Origin of the sequence: Gibbsiella greigii, assembly GCF_039540155.1 — a bacterium.
GTDB classification, from domain to species: domain Bacteria; phylum Pseudomonadota; class Gammaproteobacteria; order Enterobacterales; family Enterobacteriaceae; genus Gibbsiella; species Gibbsiella quercinecans.
Genome location: NZ_BAABEM010000007.1, coordinates 331,199 through 343,649 on the forward strand (window position 1 = coordinate 331,199; position 12,451 = coordinate 343,649).

General features: G+C 55.2%; 18 protein-coding genes. 1 reads left to right on the forward strand and 17 read right to left on the reverse strand.

Annotation, left to right across the window (positions count from 1 at the left end; all coding sequences use genetic code 11):
- Positions 1 to 8 precede the first annotated feature (8 nt).
- Genes AC559G_RS08105 through AC559G_RS08125 form a run of 5 tightly spaced genes read right to left on the reverse strand, consistent with a single transcriptional unit; the run spans position 9 to position 4,517 of the window.
- A complete protein-coding gene (locus AC559G_RS08105) occupies positions 9 to 1,958 on the reverse strand; it encodes a CotH family protein (protein WP_498912140.1) in 1,950 nt (649 codons plus the stop codon).
- On the reverse strand, positions 1,942 to 2,631 hold the full coding sequence (locus AC559G_RS08110) for a phage tail protein (protein ID WP_498912141.1): 690 nt from the start codon (positions 2,629 to 2,631) through the stop codon (positions 1,942 to 1,944). The genes AC559G_RS08105 and AC559G_RS08110 overlap by 17 nt, the downstream gene beginning before the upstream one ends.
- On the reverse strand, positions 2,624 to 3,532 hold the full coding sequence (locus tag AC559G_RS08115) for a baseplate assembly protein (protein ID WP_498912142.1): 909 nt from the start codon (positions 3,530 to 3,532) through the stop codon (positions 2,624 to 2,626). The genes AC559G_RS08110 and AC559G_RS08115 overlap by 8 nt, the downstream gene beginning before the upstream one ends.
- The gene (locus AC559G_RS08120) at positions 3,532 to 3,888 is read right to left on the reverse strand and encodes a GPW/gp25 family protein (RefSeq protein ID WP_498912143.1); all 357 of its coding nucleotides are present in this window, start codon (positions 3,886 to 3,888) and stop codon (positions 3,532 to 3,534) included. Before AC559G_RS08120 ends, AC559G_RS08115 begins: the two co-directional genes overlap by 1 nt.
- The gene (locus AC559G_RS08125) at positions 3,885 to 4,517 is read right to left on the reverse strand and encodes a phage baseplate assembly protein V (RefSeq protein ID WP_498912144.1); all 633 of its coding nucleotides are present in this window, start codon (positions 4,515 to 4,517) and stop codon (positions 3,885 to 3,887) included. The genes AC559G_RS08120 and AC559G_RS08125 overlap by 4 nt, the downstream gene beginning before the upstream one ends.
- 127 nt (positions 4,518 to 4,644) lie before the next feature.
- Between AC559G_RS08125 and AC559G_RS08130 the strand changes: the two genes are divergently transcribed.
- A complete protein-coding gene (locus tag AC559G_RS08130) occupies positions 4,645 to 5,403 on the forward strand; it encodes a hypothetical protein (protein ID WP_498912145.1) in 759 nt (252 codons plus the stop codon).
- 117 nt (positions 5,404 to 5,520) lie between these two features.
- Here AC559G_RS08130 and AC559G_RS08135 read toward each other — a convergent pair whose 3' ends face one another.
- From AC559G_RS08135 to AC559G_RS08190, 12 genes are all read right to left on the reverse strand, one after another.
- Complete coding sequence (locus tag AC559G_RS08135) at positions 5,521 to 6,858, reverse strand: DUF4062 domain-containing protein (protein ID WP_498912146.1); 1,338 nt, start codon at positions 6,856 to 6,858, stop codon at positions 5,521 to 5,523.
- Positions 6,859 to 6,896: 38 nt separating this feature from the next.
- On the reverse strand, positions 6,897 to 7,349 hold the full coding sequence (locus tag AC559G_RS08140) for a phage virion morphogenesis protein (RefSeq protein WP_498912147.1): 453 nt from the start codon (positions 7,347 to 7,349) through the stop codon (positions 6,897 to 6,899).
- A complete protein-coding gene (locus AC559G_RS08145) occupies positions 7,336 to 7,809 on the reverse strand; it encodes a phage tail protein (protein ID WP_498912148.1) in 474 nt (157 codons plus the stop codon). The genes AC559G_RS08140 and AC559G_RS08145 overlap by 14 nt, the downstream gene beginning before the upstream one ends.
- Positions 7,781 to 8,011: an Rz1-like lysis system protein LysC gene (lysC, locus tag AC559G_RS08150; protein WP_498912149.1), complete on the reverse strand. Its 231-nt coding sequence runs from the start codon at positions 8,009 to 8,011 to the stop codon at positions 7,781 to 7,783. Before lysC ends, AC559G_RS08145 begins: the two co-directional genes overlap by 29 nt.
- A complete protein-coding gene (gene lysB, locus AC559G_RS08155; protein ID WP_498912150.1) occupies positions 7,899 to 8,333 on the reverse strand; it encodes a LysB family phage lysis regulatory protein in 435 nt (144 codons plus the stop codon). The genes lysC and lysB overlap by 113 nt, the downstream gene beginning before the upstream one ends.
- Positions 8,330 to 8,842, reverse strand: coding sequence for a lysozyme (locus AC559G_RS08160; RefSeq protein ID WP_498912151.1), 513 nt, complete (start codon positions 8,840 to 8,842; stop codon positions 8,330 to 8,332). The genes lysB and AC559G_RS08160 overlap by 4 nt, the downstream gene beginning before the upstream one ends.
- Positions 8,826 to 9,035, reverse strand: a complete 210-nt coding sequence (locus AC559G_RS08165; RefSeq protein WP_498912152.1) for a phage holin family protein — start codon at positions 9,033 to 9,035, stop codon at positions 8,826 to 8,828. The genes AC559G_RS08160 and AC559G_RS08165 overlap by 17 nt, the downstream gene beginning before the upstream one ends.
- Before the next feature lie 4 nt (positions 9,036 to 9,039).
- Entirely contained in the window at positions 9,040 to 9,243 is a 204-nt protein-coding gene (locus AC559G_RS08170; RefSeq protein WP_498912153.1) for a tail protein X, read from the reverse strand.
- Positions 9,243 to 9,728: a head completion/stabilization protein gene (locus AC559G_RS08175; protein WP_498912154.1), complete on the reverse strand. Its 486-nt coding sequence runs from the start codon at positions 9,726 to 9,728 to the stop codon at positions 9,243 to 9,245. Before AC559G_RS08175 ends, AC559G_RS08170 begins: the two co-directional genes overlap by 1 nt.
- A gap of 91 nt (positions 9,729 to 9,819) precedes the next feature.
- The gene (locus AC559G_RS08180; protein ID WP_498912155.1) at positions 9,820 to 10,479 is read right to left on the reverse strand and encodes a phage terminase small subunit; all 660 of its coding nucleotides are present in this window, start codon (positions 10,477 to 10,479) and stop codon (positions 9,820 to 9,822) included.
- A gap of 3 nt (positions 10,480 to 10,482) precedes the next feature.
- Positions 10,483 to 11,553: a phage major capsid protein, P2 family gene (locus AC559G_RS08185; protein ID WP_498912156.1), complete on the reverse strand. Its 1,071-nt coding sequence runs from the start codon at positions 11,551 to 11,553 to the stop codon at positions 10,483 to 10,485.
- A 29-nt stretch (positions 11,554 to 11,582) separates the two neighbouring features.
- Positions 11,583 to 12,431: a GPO family capsid scaffolding protein gene (locus AC559G_RS08190; RefSeq protein WP_498912157.1), complete on the reverse strand. Its 849-nt coding sequence runs from the start codon at positions 12,429 to 12,431 to the stop codon at positions 11,583 to 11,585.
- Between the last annotated feature and the right edge of the window lie 20 nt (positions 12,432 to 12,451).

The following is a 12,451-nucleotide window of genomic DNA, read 5'->3' on the forward strand; positions in this document are numbered from 1 at the left end:
GGGTGTCCTTATGGGTTATAGCTGAAGAAGGTGTCCAGGTAGTCAAGGCGCTGTGCAAGCCAACCCATGATCTGATCCAGACTGGTGATGGTGAGTGAGGGCACGGTCGGCCACTTGGCCTGCTCGGCGGCGAACAGTTCCGGGGTGTAACGCCCCAGCAGATCGCGGGCCAGCGCATAGACGCCATCTTGCGAAAACAGGCCGTTGTCGCGCAGCTCGGCGTAGCGGGCATTCATTTGTGCCGAATAGGCGTTACGCACTTTCTTCCAGAAATTACGGTTAACCTGCCCAGCCAGGCCGTTATCAAACAGGTTTAGCGTGGGTTCATAAGCAATGGATTTCCCGGCGAAATGCAGGCCAAAGGTGGTGTCCAGGTCATAGGGCATGAAAAACCATTTCGTACCGTCCCAAGTAATAAACGTGGTGTTTTTTTGCACGCAGTCCGGGGCGCAGATAAAGCAGAGGAACACGTAGAAATCCACCACGTTATTTTTATCCAGGTGCGTGCCGATATTGGCGGTGAAGTCGTCCTGGCCGGATTGGGCGAAGGCGCGCCAATCATCCAGGTAGCCATTAACCTCGTCGGTCACCTCGGTGGGGGAATCGATGATCCACGTGCCGTTATCCGTCAACGCAGGAATATTGACCGCCCCGTCCCAGATCATCATGATTTGCTTCGGGTCGTTTTTAGCGATGTTGTAATCTTTACGGGATGGGTTATAGAAAAAGTCCCCAATGCCGTAAAACTCGCCGTTGATGTACAGCACACAGGCGTAGCCCTTGGGGCCGCCGATGGCACCGGTATCAATGGCCTCGGCGCCCACCTTACCGACGTAGCTGTTATCGATATCGCGCTTGGGCCAGCCGCTGCGGGTCGCCATCACCTGGTGCCACAGGTTGTAACACAGGACGTTACGCAAGTGCGTGGCGTCGATCCAGTTGGCCTTGAACACCCATTTATCCTTGGGCGCCACGTCGCCGATTTTCAGGTTGATGCTCTGGGTATGCGCCGCATCGGCGAACAGTTCAAACTTGATGTTCTTTTTGGGATAGACGGCAGACGAAGCCCCCTGCACCTTAAACGACACGTAGGCGGTGAAAATCTCACCGTCCACGTCGACCTTTAACGTGCCGTTAATCGAGGTGTCCTTACTGGTCGGCGCGCCGTTTTCCGAGGTCACATCCAGCCGGATCAGCCCGTTAGGCTCACCGAAGGTGAACAGGCCGGGGTATTTTTCCTGCGCGGCCGCACTCCCGGCGCCCGTCGCGGCCGCCGCCGGATCAAAACCGTCCAGCGGCAGCAACTGACGCGCCAGGACGGAAAGCGCATACAGGGTATTCAACTGGTTAACCTGGAGCTCTTCGGGCGCGTCTTCCAGCAGGGAAAGCGCACGCATACCAGATTGAAAGGCCAGGGTGAGCGCCTGGAGTTGGTCAGACTGGTCGCGCTGTGCTTCCGCCACCGTCGCCAACCGGTCGGCCATCTCGTCCAGCCCCACCTGTGCCAGCAGGGAGGCAAGCGACTGCACCGCCAGGCTCAAGGCGGTGAGGCCGTCCAGGGCGGCGCCGCTGTCCTGCTCAAGCTGTTGGCGCAGCACATCAATGGCGCGCTGGCTCGCCAGGGTATTCAGGGGTTTGGCGACGCCATCGGCGTTTTGGTAGTAGGCAAAGGCCACGGTCTGGCCGTCGCCGTCAGGCAGGGCAACGCGAAACAGTTTTCCTGCGGGCGTGCCCGCCAGCCCGGCAAGCGTACCGTCGGGGTCTGCCGGCGTAATGAAGAAGGTATAGTCGCGGTAGTCCTGGAGCGACTCCACCGCGCTTTTCAAATACCGTGTGCGGTTCGCCAACTGCCTGGCCTGTTTGTTTGATGCGCCGTTAATGCCGCCTTCAACCCGGTCTTCACGCGCCAGCAGATAAATCTCGTCTTCCCACTGTGTCTGTTCAATCACTTTGCTCATCGTATTCTCCCGCGTAATCGCTGCTGCCGTCGTGGATCGTCATACCGTCATAACGGTGTCTGTCTTTCGGTGGATGTGTCTCGCTGTAATACCCCTGGTCGGCATAAAAGCCGGCGCCGTCGTAGCGCAACGCGTCGTCAGGCGTATACCCTGGCGGATAGACACTGATCGCATTCCCGTCGCACAAGGCCGCACCGAGGCAAAGCGGCCCGGCGGTTTTGGCCGACAGCGACAGGCGGGCAATATGGCGACTGACCGGCCGGGCGTCGCCAATCAGGCGCTCCAGCTCGCTGACCATGTTCTCGGTGATGCCGATATCGTTAACCTCGACCGTCATGCGAAACGTGCCGCGCGGATCGGCAACCTGCCACCACTCCTCAATGCTCAGGGTGTAGCCGAGGTTTTCAATCACCCGGCGCATGGCTGCTACCGTGCCTTTACGCCGGTGTATGTAAAAGGCATCGCGCACCGCCTGGCGTTTCTCCGCTTCCGTCCACTGTTCGTCCCAGCGGTCAACGCTGAAGGCCCAGGCCAGATAGGGCAGGAATTTCAACGGGCAGCGGTCAGGGCTCCACAGGTCACGCAGCGGTACGGCCAACGCGCTGATCCCGGCGCAGGCCTGCGCGGCCTGGCGCTCCAGCGTGGAAGATGCGGGCGGCAACAGGCTATTCATCCGAACCGCCGATCGTGAGGGTGTAATCGGTGCAGTTGGCCGCCTGGGTGCGGTCTAACACCACGTCATTGCGCGGTGCGGCCAGTTCAACGCGCTGCACGCCCTGGGTATGCAGCGCGGCATAAATCGCGGAGCGGCGGATGTCGCGCCCCAGGCGGCGCTGTTCATGGATATAGCTTTGTAGCCGCAATTCGGCATCGGCCTTGATCGGCTCAATGGCCGGGCCGGGGTAAACGTACAGTGTGGCTTCCACGCGATAAGGGATGATGTGCGCGGATTGCACGGTTACCCGGTCGGCCACCGGGCGCACAGCCTCATCGTTCAGCGCGGTGCTGACGGCGGCCAGCAGTGCGGGCGAGGCGGTGCCGTCACCGTCGCGTGACAGCACGCTTACCGTCACCTCGGCGGGGGCCGGGCTGATGGCGGAGGCATCGGCCACCTTGCCGTCGGCGCTGAGCGCATGAAACTCATAGGCGCCGGTCGGGCCCGCCACGCTCATGCCCTCAAACGCTGCGGGGATGCGCTGGCGCAGGTCGGCGTCGCTTTCCATTTCGGCGTCGACCGGCGGCACGGCGTTGGTATCGGCCGGGGTGATCACCAGGCGTTCGACATCATTGTTGGCGGCGAGCTGGTCAAGGTCGTTGCCAATGGCATACGCCACCATCACCGCCTGGGCGGCTTCGTTGATGCGCTGACGCAAGATAACCTCGCGGTAGGCGTTTTCCTGTAGCAATTTGACGATAGGCTCTGACTCTAGCGCCAGCGTGCGTGTAATGGCTTCCTGTTGGTCGGCCGGATACAGGGAAATCAGCGTGGCCTTGCGTTCAGCCAACAGGGTTTCATAGTCCAAGGCTTCCACCACTTCCGGGGCGGGTAATTGGCTAAGATCAATGGTTGCCATCAGGATTGACTCACAGGAATGGACAGCGCCAGCGTACCCGACGTATCGGTACGCGTGCCGGTGATATCAACCACCATCTTGCCGTCATAGGTGGTGTTAAAGGTGATGCCCGTCAGCGTGATGCGCGGCTCCCAGGCCAGGATCGCGCTGTAACAGGCGGCCATGATTTGCAGTCGCAACGCTTCACTTTGCGGTTGGGCTATCAGTTCGGATAACAGCGAACCGTAAGCGCGGCGCATGGGGCGTGAGCCCTGCGGCGTTAACAGAATATCGGTCACGGACTGGCGTATATGGTTAATGTCGGTCAGGGCGCGCCCGGAGTTACCATGCATGCCGAGGTATTTGGCGTTGTTCATGCCGGCTCGTCCGAACGCTCTTCACCGCGACGGATACCGCCGTGGGTGTGGCTATCCACTACGACGCCGTTAGAGGTGATTTGGCCGCCGCTGTGCTCCAGGTTACCGGTCATGGTGCCGCCCTGTTTAATCTGGATCGTCCCGGTAACCAACTGTTGGGTGCATACCACGACCGGCGCATCCAGGGTAATGCGTTGGCTGGCCGTGACCGTCACCTGCTGGCTCTCGGCGCGAATAGAGACCGACGCCTGCACATTGGCGGTCGTGATACCCGTGGCGGACAGCGCGCCGGTTGCCGGTTCATATACGATTTCCGCGCCATCCGGGAAAGCCAGGTGCACCGCATCCGCCGATGCCGACGGCGCGGGAAACTCGTCAGAGAAAATGCCCGGCAGCACAAAAGCGGTATCCAGTTCGCCGCCGAGCGCCAGGATTAATACCTGTTCCCCTACCGACGGCGCCCACCATGAACGGGCCCGCCCGGCACGGGCAGTCAGCCAGTGCAGCCAGTCGGTGTGATTGTCTCCGGTGACCACGCGGCAAACGCCGCCCTGGAGGTCAACGGCTTCAACGGTGCCAATACGGATTAAATTGCGCAGCAGGCGCAGAATGTTGGATTGATTTTGCATGGTGGGAAGGATGCCGCCCAGAGCGAACGGCGGCAATATAAGGGTGTTGGAAGATGTAAGGCACAACGGTGCAGCAAATGTTCTTATTTTTGTTTAAAATATGGGTTTAAAAAAATGGAGAATTGAAATGTTCGGCATAGATCAAGTCATTACTGATGGAATTAAATCCATACTTTTTATAGTCGCACTTCTGATAATTATTTACAGGTGCGGTGGAGGAACAATCTTATTAAGAATAATATTAAGAGCAGCGGGAATACGTTTCAAAGATAATACATTAGGCAGAGCAGATGATGAGGTTTTTTATACGCAAAAGTTTCGACTTCTAAATGGGGTTAATGTAAAAGACACTCATGATGCCAAGTTAATATCAAAAGGTATATTATCAGGGGAACTATCAAAATCTAATTTTTATTTTTCCTCTTATTTCGGTGCTATAGGGAAAAACAAATTTAATATAATGGATATGGTTTTTATAATATTTTTGGGGACTTGTATTTTGGTTTTCGCATTGTTTGTTCTAAGTGGACTTCCTAAACTTAACTATGCAAAATTTACATATAAAGGTACTTCTCTACAAATATCCATGGATAATATTTACACTCACAATTCAAAAGAATATTTATCAGGTTTTATTGATGTAGGGGCATGTGAGAGCATAATGAAAACCCACCCGGATGACGCTTATCGTTTGGCATGTAGCTATCTGGTAGTTGATAATAAAGAATTAACTATGGAATTGAAGGATGCTATTGAAATGTGGGATAGGTCACGAAACATAGCAATTAGTGTATTTATTTTTGTTGTGTTTTTTATAATATCCTTGTTTATAGGAGGGTGTAACCATTACAAGCTGAATAATTATATAAAAACAAGAAGAAGCTGATGCGATTTTCATCGTAATAAATATAAATTATTGCATAGGAATGGCATTGCGGTGGAGCCGCCATTCGTCAATGGCGGCGATGAGTTTCACTCCATATGATGACGTACATAAATAATATTACTCGACCGTTATAGGTATTTCTAAAGTTGTTTGTTCTTTATATTCTTCACATATCACACTTATTTTTATAACTCCATTTCCTTTTTCAATTGGAACTACAAAGATAGTTTCACAACGATATTTTTTTGTATGCATTATTTTATCTTTGTATATTTCAACAAGACTGTTACTAACCTTTTGCCATGAGCCTTCATTTCTTGCGGCTAATGATTTAAGTGTTAAATTTAATTTTTCATTTCGTGAATTAAGGTCAGTTAGTAATTTTGAGTGTGATGATCCCCCTCCCTGCTTAATCTCTCTTCTTAAATTACCAAGCCTTATCCTAGCTTTTGCAATCTCTATTGGATTAGCTGGGATTATATTTTTAGGCTCTTTTATGTTATCAAATTCATTTTTATCAAGAACAATGACAAAACTAGGGGATTTTATTTCAATATTTACATTAGACGCGCTCATCCGACCAATGTTTTTTATTTCTGGTGAAATCTCCACAGAGTTATAGGTTGCTCTATGATATAAGCATGAAATATTGTTATATATTCTTAAATCATTAACGCTTGGTATGTTTGAATTATATCTTTCAATAGAATCTTGGCTTATTAAATCAGATAAATTTGATGGAATATCATCTTCGTGGAATTCTTCTGGCATAATAACAGGCTCGTAATCGGGAGATAAACTCAAAGAAAACCCATCTCCTTCAGATAATTTGACAATTAAATTCGGTAGTTCTAGTGTCTGTTCATTTTCTAGTTCTGAAATTCGCTCTCTCAATTTTCTATTTTCTTTGCTAAGCCTTGCCAATTCTTCAGTTGTTTCTTTTGATACGCCACCACTACTTCTTATCCAGCCAACTCTCGGGTTCCGATGGAATATTTTATGGAGAGCTACAGAAACTTTACCTACTAGTTCTTCATAAGAACTCCAAAAATCACACATTTTACTGGCCTTGGCTTTCTCAATGAACGCATCTAATTTCTTTTGGCCATCAGCTTCACTTTCTCTTTCATTGTTTTTAAGAGCAATATCCCTGTTTCTTATAAATGCAAGAATTGGAACGCCATTTTCTTTCGCTAGATCATATTCTTTCTCAGTGTAGCTAATCCCGTCGCTAGCTAAAGCTCCGTATCTATGTCCTATAATAACAATGTAATAATCACTAAAATTAATTGCTTGCTCTATGGTTTGCCATTGCTCCCCGTCATCAGCACTAAACATCTCCATTCCAACAGGGAAGTGGTAAAGGCTCAGTATCATGTCGATAACCTTCTTTCTGGCTGCCTCCAGATCAGTAAAGGTTGAACTAACAAATATTTGGTATTTTTTTTCTTCCATGGGGCATCTCATTTCAGCTTTGAAGAGTTATACATTTATTATCTTTGTCGACCTATAAATGCAAGAATTTCTGACTCTATCAATGAGACTTCATCACTTCCAATGCCTAACAACTGACGCTCGTCGTATTTAACCGACTTACCGTGTACCGATGGCCGATCACGCAGGCCGTAATGATGCACCTTCGCCATCCGTTGTACTCGCCCAACAAATTCCACCACGGCGGCATCACTGTTGCCTGTGGCTTTCATATAGCGCGCCGTGCGAAGCTGGGTAAACATGGCCTGGTTGCGCAGGCGCTTTTTACTGCGTAATGCGGTTTTACGCGGCGCATAGGGGGTGCCGTCCGGGGACTGCTGGCGTTTGATATGCTGTTGCTGACTGGCACGCAGGCGTTTTGCCACCGTGACGGCCAATGTCTTGCGCGACGACGGCGACAGGCTGGCAAGCAGCCCGGCCAGACGGTCGTCAAAGGGCTTAAGCGTATTCATGCCGTTCACCTCCAGCGGTATTACTGATAAAAATCTGGCTCGGCCGCATGACATTCTCCGGCAACGGCGGTTCGGGCAGGTGTTCAACATGCAACGCGCCGTCGCGCTCCTTCACCACCACCCGCTCCGTCAACTGTACCGATACGCTCAGGTCGTAGGCGCCATTGTTGTTAAAGTCCGCGTCAAACGTCAGCCCGGTACGGCGCTTTTCTTCCGTGGCAAAAATATCCGGCTGGTTCTCCCGCAGCCAGGCCTGAAGCGGCACCATGATCAAATCCATATCGCCGGTGTAGTCCAGAAATAACAGATTCAGCGTGTAGCGGTATTCGTGTGACAGCGAGGTGGCTAACGTGGCGGCCACGCTCCCGCGTTCGATCTGGACGCGCAGGCTCTCCGGGTTGCGTTGCAGCCAGGGCAGACAACGGGTTAATTCAGCGCGCAGTTGCTGCGGTTTTATCATGGGGGCGTTCCTGACAGGTTTTAATCATATCAACCTGGACCGCACAGGCGGCCAGGGCGTGCTCAAGCTGGCGAATATCAGCGCTGAGATCACCGAGCGTTAGCGGCCGGCTGGCCGGTATCCGGCAGGGGATCACCCTCGGACAGCCAACGTAAATAATCTGCGGTGCCGGTAAAGGCGGGGCGTTGGTGCAGCCGGACAAGGTCAGCAGGCAAAGGAGTGCTGAACCCATCGCGTAATGTCTGGTTTTCATTGAGTAACCTCTGAATGTCTTGCTCACGGCGCAACGCCAGGCGCTGCGCGGTGTCAAGGGTATGCCGCAGGGCTTGCTCGTCCTGCGCCTGCTGCCGGGTGGCTGCATGCCAGGCATCGAGCGCCGCCCGGCTGCGGCGCAGTTCTGCCGACAGCGTGCCGTTTTCTTGCCGGGCTGTGTCCAGCAAGGCGCCGAGGGATATCGTCTGCCATTTCAGCCAACCGGCGGCGGCGATTGCCAGCAGCAGAAAACAGGCCGTCGTTCGGTTCATTCCGCCACCCCTTGCAGGCAATACGCCATTTCTGCCGCGCGCCGACGCTCCAGCCCCGACGACCGGATGCCTTTCACGAACACCCAGTGCGGCAACTGCCTGCACGCCTGCGCCCATTGCTGGCGGTTAATCATCTGCGCCAGCGTGGAGTCGCACGCCGCCGTTACGCCGACGTTGAAGGCAAACGACACCACCGCGTCGTAGACCGGCTGTGGCATGCTGATCGGCATGCAGCGCCCGATCACCCGCTCTATGCGGTAGACATCGGCCACCAGATTGACGGCGACCTGGCGTTCACTGAGGGTTTGGCCGGGCGTAACACCGGCCGTATGGCCGATACCGCTAGTCCAGACTCCCGCCTGGCATTGGTACGGCGTCAGTTGGCATCCTTCAAAATCGGCCAGCAGGCGTAACCCAGCTTCGGAAATATGCAGGGCGCTGTATTGCGGCAACAGGGCGGCCAGTGCCAGTACGGCAACCACGGCGCAGCGTTTAGCGATTGAGTTCATCAAATACCCTCCGGCTGATGCCGAGCTTGTTCAGCAACTGATAGCTTTTGCGCCGGTAGTACCAGTTGACCAGAAAAGTGCCGACGCCCACGGCGGCGCCGACCATAAACGCAATATCCTGCGGGCTGTAGCGCCCCACCCAGGCGAGGAACCCCGCCACGATATAGGCAATAAATGAAGTGATCTTTTCCACGCGATTAATCCCATAGGTTGACGGTTTCACGTTGCGCCGCAGTGGTGATCTCCGGCAACTCAACCGGGTAGCCGTGGGGCAGGAATACCCCGGCATCGGCCAACCCCACGTTGTGCGCATAGACCTGTTCCACCACGCCCTGGGTGCGGCCGTAGTAGCGCCAGCACAGCGCATCCACGGTATCCCCCTGCATGGCATAGACTTTCATCACAGCAGCCCGATGATGCAGTGGGCCCGCTCGGCCACGTTGCTGATGGCGTTACGGGCGTTGCGCCACAGTTCATCAATCGCCGCTTCGATCACCGCCGCCTTACCGGCCCCGGTGGCCGTGGTATCCAGGCTGCGGTATTGCTCCGACAGCAAGGCGGTGGTCATGGCGTTAACCGCATTGCGGTATTCACTGACGCGCAGGCTCTCACCGTCGAGCTGCTCGCCGGGAACGTCCGCCAGGCGTTGATAACCGGCGGCCATTTGGCGGCGCCGGTAGTCGAACAACTCCGCGTTAACCTCGGCGATGGCGCTCTTGATCGCCATGCGCAGGCGTGGGGCCGTAATGGTGCCTTCGATGCGCATCACGTCGCGCACGTCGGCGGGATCGATATCCGGCCAGAAAAAGACATTTTTAATGACAGGCTCGGCCGCCGGGCGCACGGCGGGCGCGTCCGGTCGGGGCGTTTGAATGACAATGCTCATAGATCCTCAGGAATAGGGGGCGGTGGACGCTGGCGTTGATGCGGTAAAACCTGTCGCGGCCAGCGTGCCGCCCGGCGCGGGGCGCGTTCTGTCAGCGGTTGGCCGCGTTGCGGATCTCGCGCTCCAACCGCTCAATGTCTTTTTTCACCCCACAGCCGCTGTGCAACTGTAGGGCGCGTTTCAGGTGGTTAAGCGCCCGTTCAGCCCTGCCCGCCTCGCGCAGAACGTACCCGATGATTTTGTGCAGCTTGGCGCGCACCTGGTCGGGCATGTCCTCTGCGTCGGTGAGCTCCAGGGTCTGCAACAGCAGGTCAATACTGACCGGCTCACCCGCCGTATGGGCGCGGGCGGCAGACTCGGCGACGTCTTCTGCAATGAGGTACGGTGTCGGTCGGTTGAACCCCTCCGGCATGGCAAGCCGGTAGCGCAACGCATAGCGGGCAATCTCCAGGGCGCCGGGAATATCCCCGGCATCCAGCCGCCACACCATGATGGTCATCAGAATGGCGTCCTGCGCGCCGTTGCCCTCGGCCAATACACCGGCAACCCAGGGGGCATACGCCGGTAGCAACTGGCGTTTGAGTTCGGCCTTGCGCTCCTGGGAGCGCACCTGCTTGAGCTTTCGTTTATCGTCATAGAGCTTAAGCAACATCAGTTCATAGCCGTTGGCATGTTGCGCCGGATCGCTTTCGCGTCGGGCGGCATCAATGGCCGATTGGCGCACAACGTGACGGCGGGCAGGGCTGGTCATGGCTTACGCTCCGCTGCTCTCGGTGGTTTTCTCCGGGGTGAAGTCACCCAACTGGATATTTTCCACCAGGCAACCGCAGGCGTAATCTTCCACTACGTAATCCTCGTTAATGGATTCGTAGTTTTCGACGCGGTCGCGCTTGGCGTTCTCCACCAGGTGGCGGCGATGCGTGCCTTCCTGCCAATAGATAGATAGGTTATCCAGGCGCGTGATCATCAGCGCATTGGCCGGGAAGTACGGCACGCGTACGGCGGGCAGGTTGCCGATGCGTTTCTGGCTGACAATCACATCGGCTGCCAGCGCTTCGCTGTTCGGCTGTGACTGATTGACGATCGGGAAGTATTTGTCTGCCAGCAGCTTGCGGCCGCAGATCACCACCAGGTCGGGGTCTTCCTGATACCAGGGGGCGATCATTTCATTGGTGGCATCCATCACCAGGGCATCAAGGTTGGCGTAATCGCCCGCCTTGCCCACGCGGATTTTTTCAGAAATCACCTTGCCGGTATCATCAACGACACTGCGCATTACGCGGGTTGGCGCATCGTCGCGGTACTTCTGCAGCCAACCGACCGCCACATCTTCCAACAGCGGATTCTTGAGGCGGTTGGAGGTTTTTGCCCGTTTCACACCGTTGAACCCGGCCATAATGCGGTCAAGCGCCTGACGTTTTACGATGGCATCGCGCAGGCGGGTCTGGAAGTCCTGATAACGCGCCCACAGATCGAGGGTGTTATAGCGAATGTGGAAATCGTAGTTGACCTGATCGCAGAAATAGCCCGTGCTATCCAGCGTGGCAAAGTCGGCGGTTTCGCGTTCATCACCGCCACTGGTATCGGTGGTGCTGGCAATGCTGCCGCTGACGCCCAGGCCGATCTTTTCCCCTTTCATCTCGGTAACCGGCACGATGTTGATACGGGTCAGGAACTCGGACGACTCCTGTACGCGGTTCATGATGGTTTGCGAGACGGACGGTTCAACGCTGAATTTCTTATCCAGATCGCCGGTGCCGACGCCGTTCAGTTCGGCGACGCGGCTGAGGAACTTATTAAATTTAAAGCGGGTTTCTTTACGCATGGGTTTTCTCGGTTCTTTATCAGTCGGGGTTAGCAGTCGGTTTGGTGGTCGTGGTGACCGTTGCCGCCGGTCGCTACCGGTCGGCGGGCAAACTGCGGGCTTTCCGTGCTGGCAAGCTGTTGTTTGAGGTCGGCCAGCTCACTGCCCTTATCGTCAATCTGCGTTTTAAGGTCGGCTACCTGTTGCGTCAGGGTGCTTTCCAGGCGGTTAAAGCGTTCTTCGGCGCCCTGTACTTGTTCGGCCACGGCGGTGACCGCGGCCTGCATATCCGCCTGGCGCGCATCGTCGTTGACCTGCTTACGGCTGAACATGCCCTTGATACGGGCGGCAAACGTCAGTTCCGGATCGGCGAGGTCTTCAAATTCAATCAGGGCTTCTGTCGCGACGCTGAAGACATTGGCGGGGTCTGCCTTGCGGGCGGCCAGCGGATTGGTTTTGGCGTTGCGGCTGAATTCCAGCATTTCGGTGCCCAGGCTGGCCGGGTCATCCGTCACGGCCAGCCCTTGCAGGTAGGCGGTGCCGGTCTTGGCAAAGTTGCGGGCGATCTCCATCGAGGTGTAGACCTTCTGGCCGTCGCCCACCATGGCGACAAGGTCGGCGGTCGGGGTGATTTTGGCGTACAGCGCCCATTTGCCGTGCAAGCGCGGCTCGTCCGGCTCGTCAATCTGTTCGGCTTTGAGTTCAATTACATCGCCATAGCGACGAAATTCACCGGTCGGCAAAATGCCGCGGATGTGCTCCATATTGATGCGGGCGCCGTACACCTTCGGGTTATAGCTGCCGCCCATTTGCTGGATATCGTTAGCGTCAATTTCGCGCCCGTCGCAGGTGTCACCCTCAACGCCGATGCGAAACCACTTTGAAACTTTCTTTGCCATGTCAACGGCTCTCCGGTTGT